Raw genomic sequence first — 16310 nt, 5'->3', positions numbered from 1 at the left:
CACTGGCGCAAGGCTTGCTCCGCGTGCCACTCACCCTGACGTCGACTCCTCCTCACCGGGAGTCACGATCATCGGCACCTGCAGGACCCGCAGGATTCTGGCGGCCGTGGAACCGATGAACAGGCGGCGGGGCGGGGCCAGCCGGCTGGAGCCGAGCATCAGCAGATCACCGTCCTGCCAGTCGAGCTCTTCGACGGCGGCCTCGATCGTCGCGCCGTCGGCGACGACGGCCGTCACGTCGGCGCCCTCCGGCAGGGCCGCCTGCACGGATTCGAGGGTGGCGTTGGCGTGTGCACGGGCCGCCTCGACACCCTGCTCGCCGTGTTTGTCCAGCGCGACAAGTGACACCAGGCGCAGCGGCGCCCCGGTCGCCCTGCTCACACCCACTGCCATCTCGAGGAGTCGACGCGCGCCGGGACGATCACCGATGGCACACGTGACGGCACGGACGCGTTGTACGTCGGAGTGCCGGGTGCCTCGCGGAGCCACGGCCACTGGGACCGGAGCGAAGTGCAGCAGGTCGTCGACGAGTGAGCCGAGCGACAGGCTCCCGACCAGCCCGCCCCCCGATCCGCCGACCACGATGGCTGCGGCCTCGAGCCGAACTGCTTCCGCGCTGAGTGCGCCGGCAACCGACTCCTCGACGAGGATCGCGCCCTGAGCCGGAACGTCGTCGGGCACCAGGCGCATTGCCTCGTCGAGCCACGCCGAACCCCGTTCGGCGAGTACGTCGTGGAACTTGTCTGACGTGACGCGCGGAGTCGTCACATCGTCGGGGGCCAGGACCATCCGCAGTTCCAGTTCGGCACCGAGGGTGCGGGCGAGCCGAACACCGAGTGAGACAGCGTCCGCGCCACCGGATGTCGCGAGATATCCGACGAGGAGCTTCATCGCGGCTCACCCGCCTTGCCGTGCTCGATGTGGGGGATCGGGGTGCCCTCCTCGGCGAGGGTCTCCTCCTCCATCGCCATGGTGAGCGGCTTGCGCAACCCGCGGGTGGCGTAGACCAGCACTATGAGGCCGACGACGAACCAGATCGCGCCGTAGAGGAGCGCGTCGACGTGCAGGTTGAGCCACAGCACCACTGTCAGAGACATGCCGATGACCGGCAGCACGATGTTCGTGAGGATCTCCGCAGGAGTGTTTCGCTTCTTCAACCGGACGGCGTAGTACAGGAGCACGGTCAGGTTGACGACGGTGAACGCGATCAGCGCGCCGAAGTTGATCATCGCGGAGACGAACTCGAGCGTGAAGTTGACCGCCAGCAGTGACACCGCGCCGACGATGAGCACCGCGTGCAAGGGGGTCAAGAATCTCGGGTGGATGTAGGACAGGAACCGTGGGATCCGACCCGTGCCGTTGCGCCCCATGACGTAGATCAGTCGAGAGACGCTGGCGTGCGAGGACAGGCTCGATGCGAACATCGCGGCGAGCGCGGCTGACACGAACAGGATCTTGAAGAAATCGCCGCCGACCTTGAGCGCGAGTTCCGGGAGCGTGTCGTCGGTGACCTCGAAACCGTCGAGCGTGGGGAAGGCGGCCTGGGCGAACCACGCGCCGAGGAAGAAGATCGCGCCGCCGATCAGCAGCGCGAGCACGATCGCCTTCGGCACAGTGCTCGGCGACTTGGCCTCCTCGCTGTACATCGTGATCGCGTCGAACCCGATGAAGGAGAAGCACACCACCGTGGCGCCCGCGGCGACCGCACCCATGTTCACACCCGCGTGATAGAGCGGTTCGAGCGTGAACACCGTGCCCTGGCCCAGGCCGTTGCGTATCTGCATGTACGCGAGCACGATGAACACGCCGATCAGCACGACCTGGAAGACGACGAGTACACCGTTGATGTTCGAGGTGCCCTTGATGCTCCAGGCGTTGAGCGCGGTGACGATGCCGACGTAGACGAGGACGAATATCCACGACGGCGCCTCGGGGAAGAACGACTCGAAGTAGATCCGGCCGATGACGGCGTTGACCATCGGCAGCAGCAGGTAGTCGAGCAGCGAGGACCAGCCGACGAGGAACCCGACGTTGGGGTGGATCACCTCCGAGGCGTAGGTGTACGCCGATCCCGCCGACGGATAGACACGTGTCATCCGGCCATAGCTGATCGCGGTGAAGATCATGGCGATCAGCGCGACGATGTAGGCGAGCGGGACCACACCGTCGGTCTCGCCCGAGACGATGCCGAACGTGTCGAACACGGTCATCGGCGTCATGTAGCCGAGACCGAGGCCGACGATCGCCCACAAGCCGAGCGAACGCCCGAGATGCGGAGTGCTGGATGGTTGCACGCGAGCGCCTTTCAGTCGACAGTTCGTTCGGGTCACACGGTGCGCCAGTGGGCGTCGTCGTGAACCTCGGACGATCACGCTAGCCCTGAGAGGGCGATCGCCGCGCGGTATTAGCGTGCCCGCGGAAGTCCGAGTTGTCCTGTCCTCACGGCAAGTTCACAGCAGACTCGCAGCTAGGTACTGGCTGCCCGGCTTAGAACGCCGGCGCGCCCGGGGGAGGTGGCTCCGGCAGGGGCGGTGGCGGCGGCGGGGGAGGCGGCGGTGGCGGCGGTGGAGCTAGGCCAGGGATCGTTATCGGCGGCAGCCCGGGGATCAGGATGACGTTCTCAGGTGGCGGTGGTGGGACCCCGGGCGGGGGTGGAGCATCCGGAGGGGGAATGAAGACAGGGGGCGGCACATAGCCGGTGCTGGTATTGATCGTGATGATCGAGCCGGGGATGGTCTTGCCGCGTGGGGTCGTTCCGACCACGGCACCCTTCGAGGCGCTGTTGTTGACCGGCGTGGGTTGGTCGGCGACCTGGAACCCGGCGTCCTGCAGCCGTTTACGCGCCGCGTCGAGCTTCAGGCCGGTCACACTGGGTACCTCGCTGCCGGGGCCGCCGTCGACGTAGCGTGGGTCGGTGGGCGGCATGACCACGGGCCCGAAATCGTCGGCGATCGGATTCATCGCCCGATACCAGGTCAGCGCCGGCTCGGTGCCGCCAAACAGATCGCCGTCACCGCACTTGCGCAACGGGTACGAGCACAGACCTGACGGCGTGGAGGAGTCGTCGAAGATGTAGTTCGCGGCCGCGTACTGGTTGGTGAAGCCAAGGAATCCCGACGACCGATGCGACTCGGTGGTGCCGGTCTTGCCCGACATCGGCAGCGTCCAGCCCACCGAACCCGCTGCACCCGTGGCAGTTCCACTCGTGTGGTCCTTGCCCAGCGCATTGGCCAGCGTGTTGGCAAGGCCCTCGGGTACCGCCTGTTCGCACGGCGCAGTGTCGAGGCCCACTTCCTTGCCGTTGCGGTCGAAGACCTTGTCGATCGGTGTCGGTGGGCACCACACGCCGCCCGAGGCCAGCGTCGCTCCGACATTGGACAACTCGAGCGCATTGAGCTCGAGAGGACCGAGCGTGAAGGACCCGATGTTCTGCCGCTTGACGTAATCGGCGATGCTCTCGTCGGAGTCCGGCTGATAGGCGTGGGCGCTGCCCGGTTCGGCGTACGACCTCAACCCCAGCCGGACCGCCATATCCACTGCGCGCGGCACCCCTATCTGGGAGATGAGTTTGGCGAATGCCGTGTTGGGCGACTGGGCCAGCGCGTCAGTAACACTCAACGGACTGGAGTACGCCCTGGCGTTTCTCACACACCAGGTCTCGCGCGGACACCCGGGGGTGTCACTGCTGCCGAGGCCCTTGCCCTGAAATGACGAGGGGACGTCGAGTTGAGCACTGATCCCCATCCCCATGTCGAGCGCGGCGGCAGTGGTGAAGATCTTGAATATCGACCCGGCACCGTCGCCGACCAGGGAGAAGGGTTGCGGTTGCACAGTCTGGTTGGCGTTGAGGTCGAGCCCGTAAGTGCGGTTATCTGCCATCGCGATCACCCGGTGCGCGTCCTTGCCCGGCCTGATCACGCTCATCACACTCGCGACGCCGTCGGCGGTGGGGTCTGCCGCCCTGTCGACTGCCGATTTCACGCTGGCCTGCACCGTGGGGTCGAGGGTGGTGCGGATCAAGTAGCCGTTGCGCGCGACCTCCTCCTTGCTCAGGCCTGCGCGCGCGAGGTAGTCAAGGGCGTACTCGCAGAAGAACGCGTTGTCTCCCGCGCCTATGCAACCCTGCGGCAATGGGTCGACCGCTGGGAGAACTCCCAGCGGCTGGGCCTTGGCGGCACGGAGTTCGTCAGCCCTGTCGGGCAGATACTCGATCATGGCGTCGAGCACGGTGTTGCGTCGCTCCAGGGCACCGTCCGGGTTCGTGTACGGATTGAGCATGCTGGTGGATCTGAGCAGGCCGGCGAGCAGTGCCGCCTGCTGCCAATTGAGCTGGCGGGCATCGATGCCGAAGTACGTGCGCGCCGCGTCCTGTACGCCGAAGGCGCCGTTGCCGAACGACACCAGGTTCAGATAGCGCGCCAAGATCTCCGACTTGGGGAGTTCCTTGTCCAGGGCCAGGGCTATCCGGATCTCGCGCAGCTTGCGTGCTGGGGTTATCTCCACCGCGGCCCGACGCTCCGCGTCTGTTTTCGCCTTGACCAGAAGGTTGTAGTTCTTCACGTACTGCTGCTCGATGGTTGATCCGCCACGCATCTGGTCGACGCCCCGCATGTAGCCGAAGAGTCCGTTCAGCGTCCCCTGTAGATCCACCCCATTGTGTTCGACGAAGCGTTTGTCCTCGATCGATACGATCGCCAGCTTCATGGTGTCGGCGATCCGATCGCTGGGCACCACCCATCGTCGCTGCTCGTACAGCCAGGCAATCGGCCTGCCCGCGGCGTCGACCATGGTGGAGACGGTCGGTGCGTCGCCCTGCAGCACCTCCGACGAGTCCTGCGCCACCATGTTGGAAAGTCGCGATGTCAACATCCCGACGCCCCCGACGACGGGGAATAGCAGTGCGGCCGTGAGAAACCCGGCCAGCACACAATGTGTGGCCAGTTTGGCAACCGTAGCCCCCCACCCCGGGCGCGGGTCGGACATGGCGTCAAGAGTAGGACGTTGAGGGTCCCGTGGTGTGCAGATCGCCCGCGTTTCATCAAGCGCGTCGGGGTCTCGGCGCGATCCTTCCCGAGTTCGGCTGCTCCACCGACCCCTCGCAGGGTCGGTGGAGCAGTCGAATCACTCTGTATGGGAACCGCTTTCGCGGCGTTGTGCGTGACCTCGCGGCCCGACGCGACGGACTAGGCGCTCACAGCGGCACCGAGCGGATCAGCTTGTGATTGATGAACTCTCGGATTCCGAGTGCTCCCAGCTCACGGCCTGAACCCGAACGCTTCGTCCCGCCGAACGGCAGGTTCGCCGCATCGAGGCCGACGCCATTGATGTAGACCATGCCGGTGTCGAGCGCGTCGGCAACCCTGCCCGCCTGCCCCGCATCACCGGTGAAGACATACGACCCGAGCCCGTAGGGCGTGTCATTGGCGATCTGCACGGCATCGTTCTCGTCGGCCGCGCGGTACACGATCGCGACGGGGCCGAAGAGCTCCTCGCGGTGCACCGGGTTGCTCGCGGCGACATCGGCCAGCACTCCGCACGTGTGGAAGGCGCCGTCGCGTGAACTCCTCAGCAGCGCTGTCGCGCCCGCCTCGATCGCCCGGTTCACCTGTGACTCAAGGATCTCAGCCGCGCGCACCGAGGACAGCGGGCCGATGGTCGTCTGCTCGTCCATGGGATCGCCCGGCGTCACAGCGGCGAGCTTATTGACGAAGCTCTCCACGAAGTCGTCGTACACGCTGTCGACGACGATGATGCGCTTGGCGCCGTTGCACGACTGGCCGGTGTTGTCCAGGCGTGCCTCGACCGCCGCGTCGACCGCTGCCGGGACGTTCGTGGCATCGAGCACCAGGAACGGATCGGAACCGCCGAGCTCCAGGACGACCTTCTTGACCGACCCGCCCGCGATGCGCCCGACCACCGCGCCGGCACGTTCGGACCCCGTGAAGCTCACCCCGGCGATGCGAGGGTCCTCGATCACACCGGCGAGGTCGTTCTCCGAGGCCAGGATCCTGGCGAAGACGCCATCGGGTGCCGCCGCCGCGGCGAAGGCCTCGGCAATCCTGCGGGAGGACTCCACACACTGCGGCGCCGGCTTGAGCAGCACGGTGTTGCCCACCGCGAGACTCGGCGCCGCGAACCTGGCGACCTGGTAGTACGGGAAGTTCCACGGCATGATGCCGAGGACGACGCCGATGGCCTGCTTCCTGATGAGTGCGCTGCCGTCGCCGTCGGCGAGCTCGATCGGCTCGTCGACCAACATGCTCTCAGCGTTGTCCGCGTAGTAGTCGTAGATGTCGGCACTGAACTCCACCTCAGCACGCGCCTGGGCGATCGGCTTACCCATCTCGCGGACCGCCGTCTCGGCGAGTTCATCCAGTCGGTCGCGGTGGAACTGCGCGACCTGCCGCAACACCGCCGTCCGCTGGCCGAGGGGGCGACCGGCCCAGGGCCTTTGCGCCGCGTGTGCGGTGCGGACGGCGGTCTCGAGTTCGGCGGCGCTCGCGAACGGATGCGGGACACCCGCCTCGCCGGTGGCCGGATTCACGACCTGAAAGGGAACTGCTGAGGACATCTTCGATCTCCAGGGTTGAGAGTTGTGGATCTGGGACAGCGAGTCCTTGGGCGTCAGCCCACGGGCTGTCCCTCGGTGGCCGCTCCGTCGTCGAGCTTGTCGTAGAGGTCTGGGCGACGGGATCGGATGATCATCGCCCCGACAGCCCCGATCACGAACGACGCCAGCACGAAGCCCATGACGCCGTAGGCCTGGGCCTGGGTTCCGGTCAGCAGGCTGAAGTTGGTGACGACGAGCACCAGGATCACCCCGAGGCCCAGTGTGGACACGGTCGGCGCGATGACGGTGTGCCACACGCCCTTACCGGTGTCGACCCGGCGGAAGAACACCAGCATCGCGACGCTCACCAACGTCATGAGGATGACGACACCCAACGACGATGCCGCGCCAGCCAGCGTGAACACGACGGTGACCGGATCGAGTCCCGCGGCGATCGCGGCGATCAGGCAGGCGGCGGCGAAGGCCGACACCAGCAGTGACGCTCGCGACGGCGCGTGGTGTTTCGTGCTGACCTCGCCGAATGCTGCTGGAAGGACGTTCTTTTGGGCGAGTGCGAAGACATACCGGGTCACGATGTTGTGGAACGACAGGGCGCAGGCGAAGAAGCTGGTCACCAGCAACACGCGGGCGATATCGGCCAGGATGGCGCCTGCGACACTCCCCATCAGGTTGAGCACGACGTTCTCGGGGTCGTCTGCTGAGGCTTGAACCACGGTGTCGACGCCAACGCCTGCGACAACACACCACGCGGAGACCGCCGAGAAGAGGCCGATGACGATGACGGCGACATAGGTTGCCCGCGGGATGGTGCGGTCCGGGTCGCGTGCCTCGTTGCGAAACACCGCTGTCGCCTCGAAGCCGATGAAGCTGTAGAACGCGAACATCACACCGAGGGCCGGGACGCCCGCCCCGAGGGTGCTCAGCGGCACGGACAGAGATGAGCCAGCGCTACCGCTGTGGACGAACACCCCGATGTTCATCGCCACCACCACGATGATCTCGAGAACGAGCGCGACGACCAGAACCTTGGAACTCAGCTCGATGTCGCGGTAGCCGAGGAGCGCGACGAGCGCGAGGAGCCCCAGTGAGAACACCCACCACGGAATACCGGTGGACAGGAGGTTCTCTGTCGCCACGCCGAAGTACGCAGTGACGCCGATGAGCAACATCGAGTAGGAGCAGACCGCGACCGCCGCCGCCCCCGTCCCGGTGATGCGTCCCAGACCGGCCTGGATGTACGAGTAGAACGCGCCCGCATTGGGAACGTAGCGGCTCATCAGCGTGAACCCGACCGAGAACACCCCAAGCAGGACGGTGCACACCAGGAAGTAATACGGTGCGCCACCGTTACCGCTCTGGGCGATCAGGACCGGCAGGTTGGCGGCGACCACAGCCAGCGGCGCAGCCGCCGCGACCACCATGAAGACGATCGAGGGAACACCCAGGTTGCGGCTGAGCAGGGAGAGCGGCGCGGTACCTTTCGGCGTGCCTGCCTCGGCGATCGGAGCTGAAGAGTTCGGACTGTCCATCGTGCATGTTCCTTAGGGGTCGGTCGAATCAGTTCTGATCCGGGATGAGCAGGGTGCGCAGTGCGGCGCCGGTGGCGAGTTCCTCCAGTGCGGCCGCGGCGTCCTCCAACGGGCGCCGCGCTGTGACGAGTTCGTCGATCTTGAGGTCGCCCGCCATGTAGCGATCCACGAGTTCCGGGAAGTCGATCGCCGGGCGGACGCTGCCGTAGTTCGAGCCGAGGATCCGCTGGTCGGCCTCCGCGAGCACCAGTGGCTCAAACGACGCCGTGGCGCCAGCCTCTGGAAGCCCGACGACGACTGCGGCCCCGCCGAGACCGAGCATGCGGATGGCCTGCTCGGTGGTGGTCGTCTTACCGATCGCGTCGAAGACGTAGTCGGCACCGTCGGGGAGGATCTCGCGAAGCGCCGCAACGGGATCGACCTTGGATGCGTCGATCTCATCGGTGGCCCCAAGGGTGAGGGCGAGTTCCGTCTTCTGAGGCTGGACGTCGATGGCGACGATCCGGCTCGCACCCGCCATACGCGCACCCTGCACGACGGACAGACCCACGCCACCGCAGCCGATGACAGCGACAGTTGCGTCCTTCTCGACCTGTGCGGTGTTGGTCACGGCGCCGACGCCGGTGGCGATCGCACAGCCGATGAGACAGATGACGTCCAGCGGCGCGTCCTTGCGCACGCGAATGGCACCGCTGGCGGGCACGATCGCCTCCTCGGCGAACGAGGACACCCCCTGGTAGTGGAAGATCGACTCACCGTTGTGGCGAATCCGCGAGGTGCCGTCTTGGAGAACGCCGCCGGGGGCGACGAGATTCATCGCCACCGAGCACCGGGCCACATGACCTGCCATGCAGTACCGACACTCGTTGCACGGCGCGACCCACGACAGCACCACGTGGTCCCCGACGGCGAGATCCGTGACGCCAGGGCCCAGTTCGGTCACCGTGCCACTGCCCTCGTGGCCCAGAACCATTGGCACCGGTAGCGGCCACTCGTTGCGAATGATGTGCAAGTCGGAGTGGCAGACGCCGGTTGCGGCGATCTTGACCCTGACCTCACCGGGGCCCGGCTTGTCGAGCTCCACATCAGCCAGCTCGACCTCGCCCGACTTGCCTGAGAACAACACTGCGCGCACTACTTCTCCTCGGTTTTGGGGGGATTTGATTTCACATCAACGACTTGCCCTGCCTCGGCGGTCAACACCTCATCCAGGGTCGCCAGCAGGTGATCGGCGTGTTCCACCTGGAACGGCAGCGGCGGCCGGATCTTCAGGATGTTCTCCGAGGCTCCGGTCGCGCTGATGAGAATTCGGCGTTCCCGCAGTTCGTTGACGATGTTGGAGGCGGCGGGGGCGTTCGGCGCGCGGCTCTGCGGGTCGGTGATGAACTCGGCGGCGATGAACAATCCACTGCCGCGGACATCGCCCAGAATGGCGTGGCGCGTGGCGAGTTCGTTCAACCCGGCGAGCAGCCGCTGTCCAACGGTGTCCGCGTGGGCGATCAAGTCGTCGGCCTCGATGACGTCGAGGACCGCCGCGGCTGCGGCGATGCTGACCGGATTACCTCCGAAGGTGTTGAAGTAGCGGATGTCTCGACCGAAGCGATTCATCGCCTCGTCTGTGCCGATCACCGCGGCGATGGGGATGCCGTTGCCCATCGGCTTGCCGAGCACCACAAGGTCCGGCTCCAGTCCGTGGCGGGAGAACCCCCACCACCCGGTGCCGAGCCGTCCGAATCCTGATTGCACCTCGTCGGCGATCCACAGCCCGCCCGCGTCGCGTACGGCTCTCGCGGTGGGTGCCAGGAATCCGGCGGGGTCGCACTGCACTCCGTCGCTGGACAGCACCGAGTCAACGATCATGCCGGCCAGGCCGACACCACGTTCCTCAAGCGTTGTGATCGCGGCCCTGACGCGCTCGGCGAATGCCGCCCCGGCGAGGTCTGGACTCTCCCGATAGAGATCTGGAGCGTCAACGAGAACGACGTTGGGTCCGATCTCATTGTTCGGCCCCAGGCTCGGAGAGATCTGCGCGGCCGCCGCCGTTGTGCCGTGATACGCGTGTGAGGTGCAGATGATGCCTTGAGCGCCAGTCTGATACCGCGCGATCCGTAGCGCTAGGTCGACGGCCTCACTGCCGGTGCATGTGTAGGTGACCTTGGACAGCGGGCGCGGGAAGAGCGCCAACAGGCGCTCCGAGTACGCGATGAGAGGTTCCGTCAGGTACCGCGTGTGGGTGTTGAACACACCGAGTTGCTCGCTGACGGCCTGCTGAACATGGGGATGACTGTGGCCGACCACCGGCACGTTGTTGTAGGCGTCGAGGTACTCATTGCCGTCGGAGTCGTAGAGCCGAACACCCTCGGCCCGTGCGACGTTGACGGGTCGCCGGTAGAACAGTCGGTAGCTGGGCGCCAGGACCGCCGTGCGTCGTCGGTTGAGGAGCTTGCCGGGTTCGTCGAGCACATCCTCTTCGCCACCAAAGGCGTTGGCCATGTAGGTCGGTTGCGAACTCACTTTTGCTGCACCTTCTCTGAGGTCGACAGTCCGCATACCGCATTCAGGTGCGCCCGGGCGTCGTCGGGATGGATGGTGAGGACCAGTTGAAGCGTTGGCAGTGTGTGACGCATCCGCATGCTGCCGTAGGCGGTCGGGTTCGTGCGCCCACGGGTTGTCCAGGTCAGCGCCTGAACGCATAACCGCGCCACCGCCATCGGATAGATCACGGCGAGCTCGTCCTCGGTCAGTGGGTTCACTCCGTGGTAACCGGCCACGACATGTCCGAGGGCGGCCAGCGGAGCGTCCTTGCGCAGCATCGCGTATGCGCCCGCGATCGCGACCTCGGCGACTCTGACACTGAACAGTGCGTCGTTGAAGTCCAGCACTCCCGCGATGGCCTGGTCGCCTCCGTCGCGAGTCTCGATCAGAACGTTGTTGTCGTTGAGGTCTTGGTGCACCACCGATGGTGGCAGTGTCGACAGGAGCGGCTCGATCTCGTCGAACCACTGCAGAACGGTGTGGATGTATGGCTCTTCCGCGAGGTAGGGATCGGCGTCGATGCACTCCTGGATGGCCTCGCGGGACCGCGTGATGTCCCAGTGGTGCGTGGTGGGTAGATCTGATGGCGGAAACCCGTTGAGTGCGTTGGTGACTCGGGCGGCGGTGGCGCCCAGCTCGGTGAGGAGATCGTCGGAGTGATCGTCCACCCGCGCCAATTCGGTTCCATGTACCCAGTTGAGGACGGAGAGTCGGCCATAGCCAGGACCTGCGTCGACGACGGTGCTGCGCGCACCGCTGTTGTTGGGAACGACTGTCGGAACCGCGACGGCTAGGTCCTGGTCGGCGACATGAGCCAGGATGTCGTCCTGCCACTTCTTGTCGGTGCGGGATTCCCGGCGGACCTGGAGCTTCGCGAGGTAGAGGTCACCGGTGGTGGTGGACACCCGGTAGTTGCGATCGAGTTCGCCGCCGAGGAAGGCCAGCTTGACGGCTGAGATCCCGTAACACCCACTGAGGCGCTCTGTGAGAGCTGACACCCAGGCGTCGTCTGTGACGGGCGGTTCAGCTGGCGTGTGGGGCATCAAACTTCCTTCCGCTGCTCGGGTGACTGGTTCTCGAGCAGCCGTTGCGGTGTGGGGCACCACACATTCAAGAAGGTCAAAACGTCCTGGTCAATGCCAGATACGGCGCCAGAAATGCACCTACACTGTGCGAAATGCACAATTGCGGGGTTTCGGTGACCGAGCCGGACAGCCACTCAGACGGAAGGGGAGGCGATGGGTGAGGACCTCACGACTGAGCTGATCCGCACGACGGCTCGTCGCCTCCTCGAGGTTCGCATCGATGAGATCGTCGACATGACCGTGCAGCGGACGATCGACGACGAGCCGACCTACACGGGAGGGCCGGTCAGCCGTGACGACCTGCGCTATCACATGGACCGCACCATGCGACTGGCGCTGACCAGGCTGGCCGGCGGCGCCATCCCCGACTCGCTGCAGTCGGCCGCACTCGATGTCGGGCACATCCGCGCCCAGCAGGGGGTTCCCCTGCCCAGCGTCCTGCACGCGTTCCGAATCGACCTCAAATCGCTGTGGGAGGCACTCATTGCCGAGGGCCGTGCCATCGGTGCCAGCGCCCGTGCGGATTTCCTGGAGCGCTCGTCGTTGATGGTCTGGGAGGCAGTCGAGCTGAACACAGAGGAGGTGGTCCATGGCTACCAGAAGGCTCAGGACAGTCTTGACGAAATCCGTTCCGCCGCATTCGATCGACTGCTGCTTGACTCGGATCTGCACCCGCAGGTCGTGGAGCACGCAGCCACGGTGCTCGGACTGCCGGTCGCTGGTCACTACGTGTGCGTGGTCGGCGCCTTCCCGATCCCTCGACCGGAGCTCGTGGCCGAGTGCGCCACCCGCCTGCAAGCGCGCGGGTACCCGTTCTACTTCAGTTGGTTCGCGCAGGAGCTGCGGGGTGTCGCCCATATTCCTGACGACCGTTCCGATGTACGCGATGACCTCGTCGCACTGAGTGACCACGTCTGCGCGATCGCCCACGCAGACGGTCTGGGCGCCGTTGCGCAGTCAATCCGGCTTGCGCGCATGGCAGTTCGCGGGCGTGCGCACCCGGGGATTCAGTGGCTCAACGACAGCTGGCTCAATGCCGTGACCGCCGCGAACGCCGAACTGTCCGAGGCGATACATGCTGCCGTCTTTCAGCCGCTGGCCGCATTGAGTGCGGGGGAGCGCAGCGGGCTGCTGGAGACTGTCGGAGATCTCGTATCCCATGGCGGAACCATCGCGATGATCGCCGAACGAACCTATCGGCACCGAAACACCGTCCGCGCGCGACTGCGGACGTTCGCGGCGCTCACCGGACTGGACCTGACGACAACGAATGACTTGGCCACCGTGGCAATCGCCTTCACCGTCGACGCCGCGAGAGTCTCGCCGTAGCGATAGTCGTCAGTTGCCGAGGGTGGCGAGGTAGCGCAGCGCGCTGATCCCCGGCAGGAAGAAGTACGCCCCGCCCAACAACGTCGTGAAGGCGGGTAAACCCTTGTGCACCTGGCGGATGGGGCGCTTGGGAATCGTGAAATCCAGTGTGCCGTCCTGGGCGCCGCAGATCGGATCGTGTTCATTGCCGAGTTCGTGGAAGGTCTTGTCGTTGATCCACACGTTCTGGGCGAACTCGAACTGGCGCACCAGGCTCGCGCAGATGATGAACGCGGCGATACCGCGATCCTCGCCGTCGTCCGGTGAGCCCTCCGGCAGGGCGGGTCCGTAGGTCGCACCGCGGCGGATCATCCGGCGGCGGTTCATGTTGTGGGCGGTGTCTCGCGGATTGAGTCTGCGCGCATGCGCTCCCAGTGGGCAGGCATAACCCAGCGGGTCCATCTCCTTGTAGTTGTAGTCGTTGTTGCGCATCGGGTCGGCGCCCAGTTCGGGATCGTCCTTGTCCGGTGCGAGCACCAGGGGTGCTCCGCTGCGCCACCGGCCCATGAACTTGGCGGCCAGCAGTTCCTGGCCCTCCGCGGTGTCGGCGTGCTCGCGCAGGTGATCGCGGAAGACACCGACGTGCTCCTGCAACCGCCGATACGCCATGTAGCTTCCGTTGCGTGACAGCACCTCGGGCTCAGGAAGATTGGCGACCGGACCGTTCTCATCGGGATAGCCGAGGATGAACTCGCCGGGTTCCAGCGGTGCGCCGGAGCCGGGAGTGGGCTCCTCGCCGGTGCCCTTCATGACCGGTTGCGACAACCGGTCGCGGAAGCCGAAGTGGTCGTGCGCGTAGTTGAACGGTGGCGTCGCGTTGAGGTCGAGGTAGGACAGCGACCGCACACCGTCGGTGCGAGCGAGCAGTTCGTCGTGCGCCTCGATGGAGCGCTTGCACTGCTCGTCGGTGCGGGAGAACAAGATCGCGATCGCGTGACAGTCCTCGCTGGCCAGACCGCCCACCCAGTGTTCAGGTGCGCTCGTCCCGGTGTCGCCGAGGATCTGCGCACGCGACACCATGCCCTCGCGGAACTCGTCGGGGAAGGTGGCCAGCGACTCCTCCGGCACGCCGAGAGCACGGAGGCCATTCCACGTGAACGCCAACGTAACCCAGCGATCGGACTCGTCCATCGTGTCCTGCGCGGCCGTGGCTGACTGAACCTTGTCGAGCAGCTCGGTCAACCAGGCGCGCCCGCCGTCGGGTGTGTCGAACGTTAGAAACTCGTACCGGCCGGTGATCGCGGGGGTGCGAGTCAGCAGGATGTGCTGGATGTCGTCGAACTCGAGCATCTACTGCATCTGATCAAGCATGGTCGAGAAGGCCGCCTTCAGCCGCAGCGCCTTCTTGATCTCGTCGGCCGTCGCGTACGGGTACTCGCCGTACTCCAGGAAGCTGGGGTAGTGGTGATCACGGACGAACTTGATGAACGCGTCCGGGTTCTCCTTCCAATCCTCAGGGAAGCCTTCGAGATTCGTGAAAACCGTCGTGATACCGGTCGCGCTGAACAGCGCGACCGCGTCCTCGGTGTACTTGTCGAAGTCGGTGTCGAAGATGCCCTGGTACTGAAAGTGCAGGCCGGAGCCGACGTCGAACAGCACCCACCGCAGGTAGTGCAGGCGCAACGGTGCCAGTGCCTCGGGGCTGGCCGCAATCGTCTCCTCGATGGTCTTTCCGTAGGCGCGAACGGTCTCCTCGCGACCCTCCTTGACCTTGGCGATGATCGAGAATCCGTAGCAGGCCGGCGTGCGCGGGAAAATGGGGCCGTACCGCCCCCGCTCGAGTTCGAAATACCCCTCTTTGGGTATCGCCATGGCGGCGGGCTTGGACCAATCTGCATCAGCCATTTTGGGTCCCCCCATTTGACGGTTTCAGTGAGCCGAATGTAGCACCGGTGTAGTGCTGGCCAGGCAGTTTTGGCGGCCGCTCAACTATGGGCGTCGGTGCACCGGCCGGCCCTAACGGTCCGTCGTTGAATGCTGGACAGGCAATTGTTTGCCCCCTTTTCAAGCAAATTCAATATCGAGGGCGCTCAGGCATTGCAGGCGCCGATTTCATCGCGACGACTATGCGGCGGGCCGCAGGGCGAGTAGTCTATGACCGTACGACCAAAGGAGTCATAGATATGGCAGTGGCGTTCACCGATCGCGAGAAGCAAGACATTGCAAAGGTTCTCGTCGACACGGCCGAGGAGCTGTTCGCGACACAGGGACTCAAGAAGACCTCGCTCGAGGAACTGGTAGGTCCCGCGCGTATCGCCAAGGGCAGCTTCTATGCCTTCTTCGACTCGAAGGAGGCGCTCTACCTGGAGGTGATGTTGCGCCGCGCTCCGCAGATCGCGACGCGATTCACCGGCATGCTCGAGCGACCGGTCGATGAGGAGGGCCTGGTCGCGCTGATGCACGCCATCGCCGACGTGCTCGTCGCCGATCCCTTCTACCGCAGACTGCTCTCCCATCCGGACGAACTCGATACGGTCACCCGTCGCGTCGGCCGAGAACAGATCGCACGCATCAGCCCGCACCTGCTCACCCCGCTCGTCGAGTATCTGGCCGCAGGTCAGCGCGACGGCGCCGTCGTCGACGACATCGCCCCCGAGGTTCTCGTCGACGTGATCCGCGCTGCCGGTCTGATCGTGATGCACCGCGACCGCTTCGCCACCGACTACCGCCAGGTTCTCGATGCCACGATCCGGTTCCTGTCGAGGGGAATGCTCCGATGAGAATTCTCGATAGATACGCACGCATGGCCGGCATGAGCGAACAGGCCTGGAAGCGCCATGCCAACCCGTGGAGCGTGTGGACCCGGTTCGCCGCGATCCCGTTGCTCATCCTGTCGATCTGGAGTCGCGTTTGGATCGGTTGGTGGGCGCTCGCGCCACTCGCTCTGGTCATTGCCTGGCTGTGGTGGAACCCGCATGCCTTCTCGCCGATCGACAAGCCGACCGCCTGGTCGTCCAAGGGCATCTACGGTGAACGGCTCTGGCTGCAGCGACAGTCGGGTATGCCGGTCGGCTTCTCCGTGGTTCAACGGTTCTGGAGTGTGGGCGCCATCGCCGGGGCCACGCTGCTGATCTGGGGGCTGGTCGCACTCGAGGTATGGCCGACAGTGTTCGGCGCGACTCTCATCGTTTACGGCCAACTGTGGCGAATCGACCGGCTCGGCATTCTCTACGAGCAGGAGGGTAGCCCCCAATTGCCAGACTCACTCGGTTAGGGTTCGCC

Annotated in this window: 13 protein-coding genes; 3 read left to right on the top strand and 10 right to left on the bottom strand. The window is 65.4% G+C overall.

From position 1 onward, the window contains the following. Positions 1 to 30: 30 nt before the first annotated feature. The 8 genes from ABIA65_RS28805 to ABIA65_RS28770 all read right to left on the bottom strand — a co-directional run bounded on the left by ABIA65_RS28805 (position 31) and on the right by ABIA65_RS28770 (position 11678). Entirely contained in the window at positions 31 to 891 is an 861-nt protein-coding gene (locus ABIA65_RS28805) for a universal stress protein (protein WP_241404536.1), read from the bottom strand. Continuing rightward, complete coding sequence (locus ABIA65_RS28800; RefSeq protein WP_354525700.1) at positions 888 to 2294, bottom strand: APC family permease; 1407 nt, start codon at positions 2292 to 2294, stop codon at positions 888 to 890. The genes ABIA65_RS28805 and ABIA65_RS28800 overlap by 4 nt, the downstream gene beginning before the upstream one ends. 193 nt (positions 2295 to 2487) lie before the next feature. Continuing rightward, positions 2488 to 4983, bottom strand: a complete 2496-nt coding sequence (gene ponA2 / locus ABIA65_RS28795) for a transglycosylase/D,D-transpeptidase PonA2 (protein ID WP_354525699.1) — start codon at positions 4981 to 4983, stop codon at positions 2488 to 2490. A gap of 208 nt (positions 4984 to 5191) precedes the next feature. Further along, a complete protein-coding gene (locus tag ABIA65_RS28790) occupies positions 5192 to 6571 on the bottom strand; it encodes an NAD-dependent succinate-semialdehyde dehydrogenase (RefSeq protein WP_354525698.1) in 1380 nt (459 codons plus the stop codon). A gap of 53 nt (positions 6572 to 6624) precedes the next feature. Beyond that, positions 6625 to 8100, bottom strand: coding sequence for an APC family permease (locus ABIA65_RS28785; protein WP_354525697.1), 1476 nt, complete (start codon positions 8098 to 8100; stop codon positions 6625 to 6627). 28 nt (positions 8101 to 8128) lie between these two features. Continuing rightward, positions 8129 to 9235: a zinc-binding dehydrogenase gene (locus ABIA65_RS28780; protein WP_241404541.1), complete on the bottom strand. Its 1107-nt coding sequence runs from the start codon at positions 9233 to 9235 to the stop codon at positions 8129 to 8131. Then, positions 9235 to 10593: an aspartate aminotransferase family protein gene (locus ABIA65_RS28775; RefSeq protein ID WP_502919637.1), complete on the bottom strand. Its 1359-nt coding sequence runs from the start codon at positions 10591 to 10593 to the stop codon at positions 9235 to 9237. Before ABIA65_RS28775 ends, ABIA65_RS28780 begins: the two co-directional genes overlap by 1 nt. Before the next feature lie 17 nt (positions 10594 to 10610). Continuing rightward, the gene (locus ABIA65_RS28770; RefSeq protein WP_354525695.1) at positions 10611 to 11678 is read right to left on the bottom strand and encodes a phosphotransferase; all 1068 of its coding nucleotides are present in this window, start codon (positions 11676 to 11678) and stop codon (positions 10611 to 10613) included. A gap of 195 nt (positions 11679 to 11873) precedes the next feature. Here ABIA65_RS28770 and ABIA65_RS28765 point away from each other — a divergent pair, with 195 nt between their 5' ends. After that, positions 11874 to 13049 carry an RsbRD N-terminal domain-containing protein gene (locus ABIA65_RS28765; RefSeq protein ID WP_354525694.1) on the top strand — a complete coding sequence of 392 codons (1176 nt, stop codon included), beginning with the start codon at positions 11874 to 11876 and terminating at the stop codon, positions 13047 to 13049. A gap of 9 nt (positions 13050 to 13058) precedes the next feature. Here ABIA65_RS28765 and ABIA65_RS28760 read toward each other — a convergent pair whose 3' ends face one another. Then, entirely contained in the window at positions 13059 to 14378 is a 1320-nt protein-coding gene (locus ABIA65_RS28760; RefSeq protein ID WP_354525693.1) for a Dyp-type peroxidase, read from the bottom strand. After that, positions 14379 to 14933, bottom strand: a complete 555-nt coding sequence (locus ABIA65_RS28755) for a hypothetical protein (RefSeq protein WP_354525692.1) — start codon at positions 14931 to 14933, stop codon at positions 14379 to 14381. It lies immediately after the preceding gene. Positions 14934 to 15211: 278 nt separating this feature from the next. Here ABIA65_RS28755 and ABIA65_RS28750 point away from each other — a divergent pair, with 278 nt between their 5' ends. Beyond that, positions 15212 to 15808, top strand: coding sequence for a TetR/AcrR family transcriptional regulator (locus ABIA65_RS28750; RefSeq protein ID WP_354525691.1), 597 nt, complete (start codon positions 15212 to 15214; stop codon positions 15806 to 15808). Further along, entirely contained in the window at positions 15805 to 16302 is a 498-nt protein-coding gene (locus tag ABIA65_RS28745) for a DUF6653 family protein (protein WP_354525690.1), read from the top strand. The genes ABIA65_RS28750 and ABIA65_RS28745 overlap by 4 nt, the downstream gene beginning before the upstream one ends. The last annotated feature ends 8 nt before the right edge of the window (positions 16303 to 16310 follow it).

Source organism: Mycolicibacterium sp. 624, from assembly GCF_040548615.1.
Taxonomy (GTDB): Bacteria; Actinomycetota; Actinomycetes; order Mycobacteriales; family Mycobacteriaceae; genus Mycobacterium.
The sequence above is the reverse complement of the archived record's forward strand: the minus strand, read 5'-3'. Positions and strand labels throughout refer to the sequence as shown.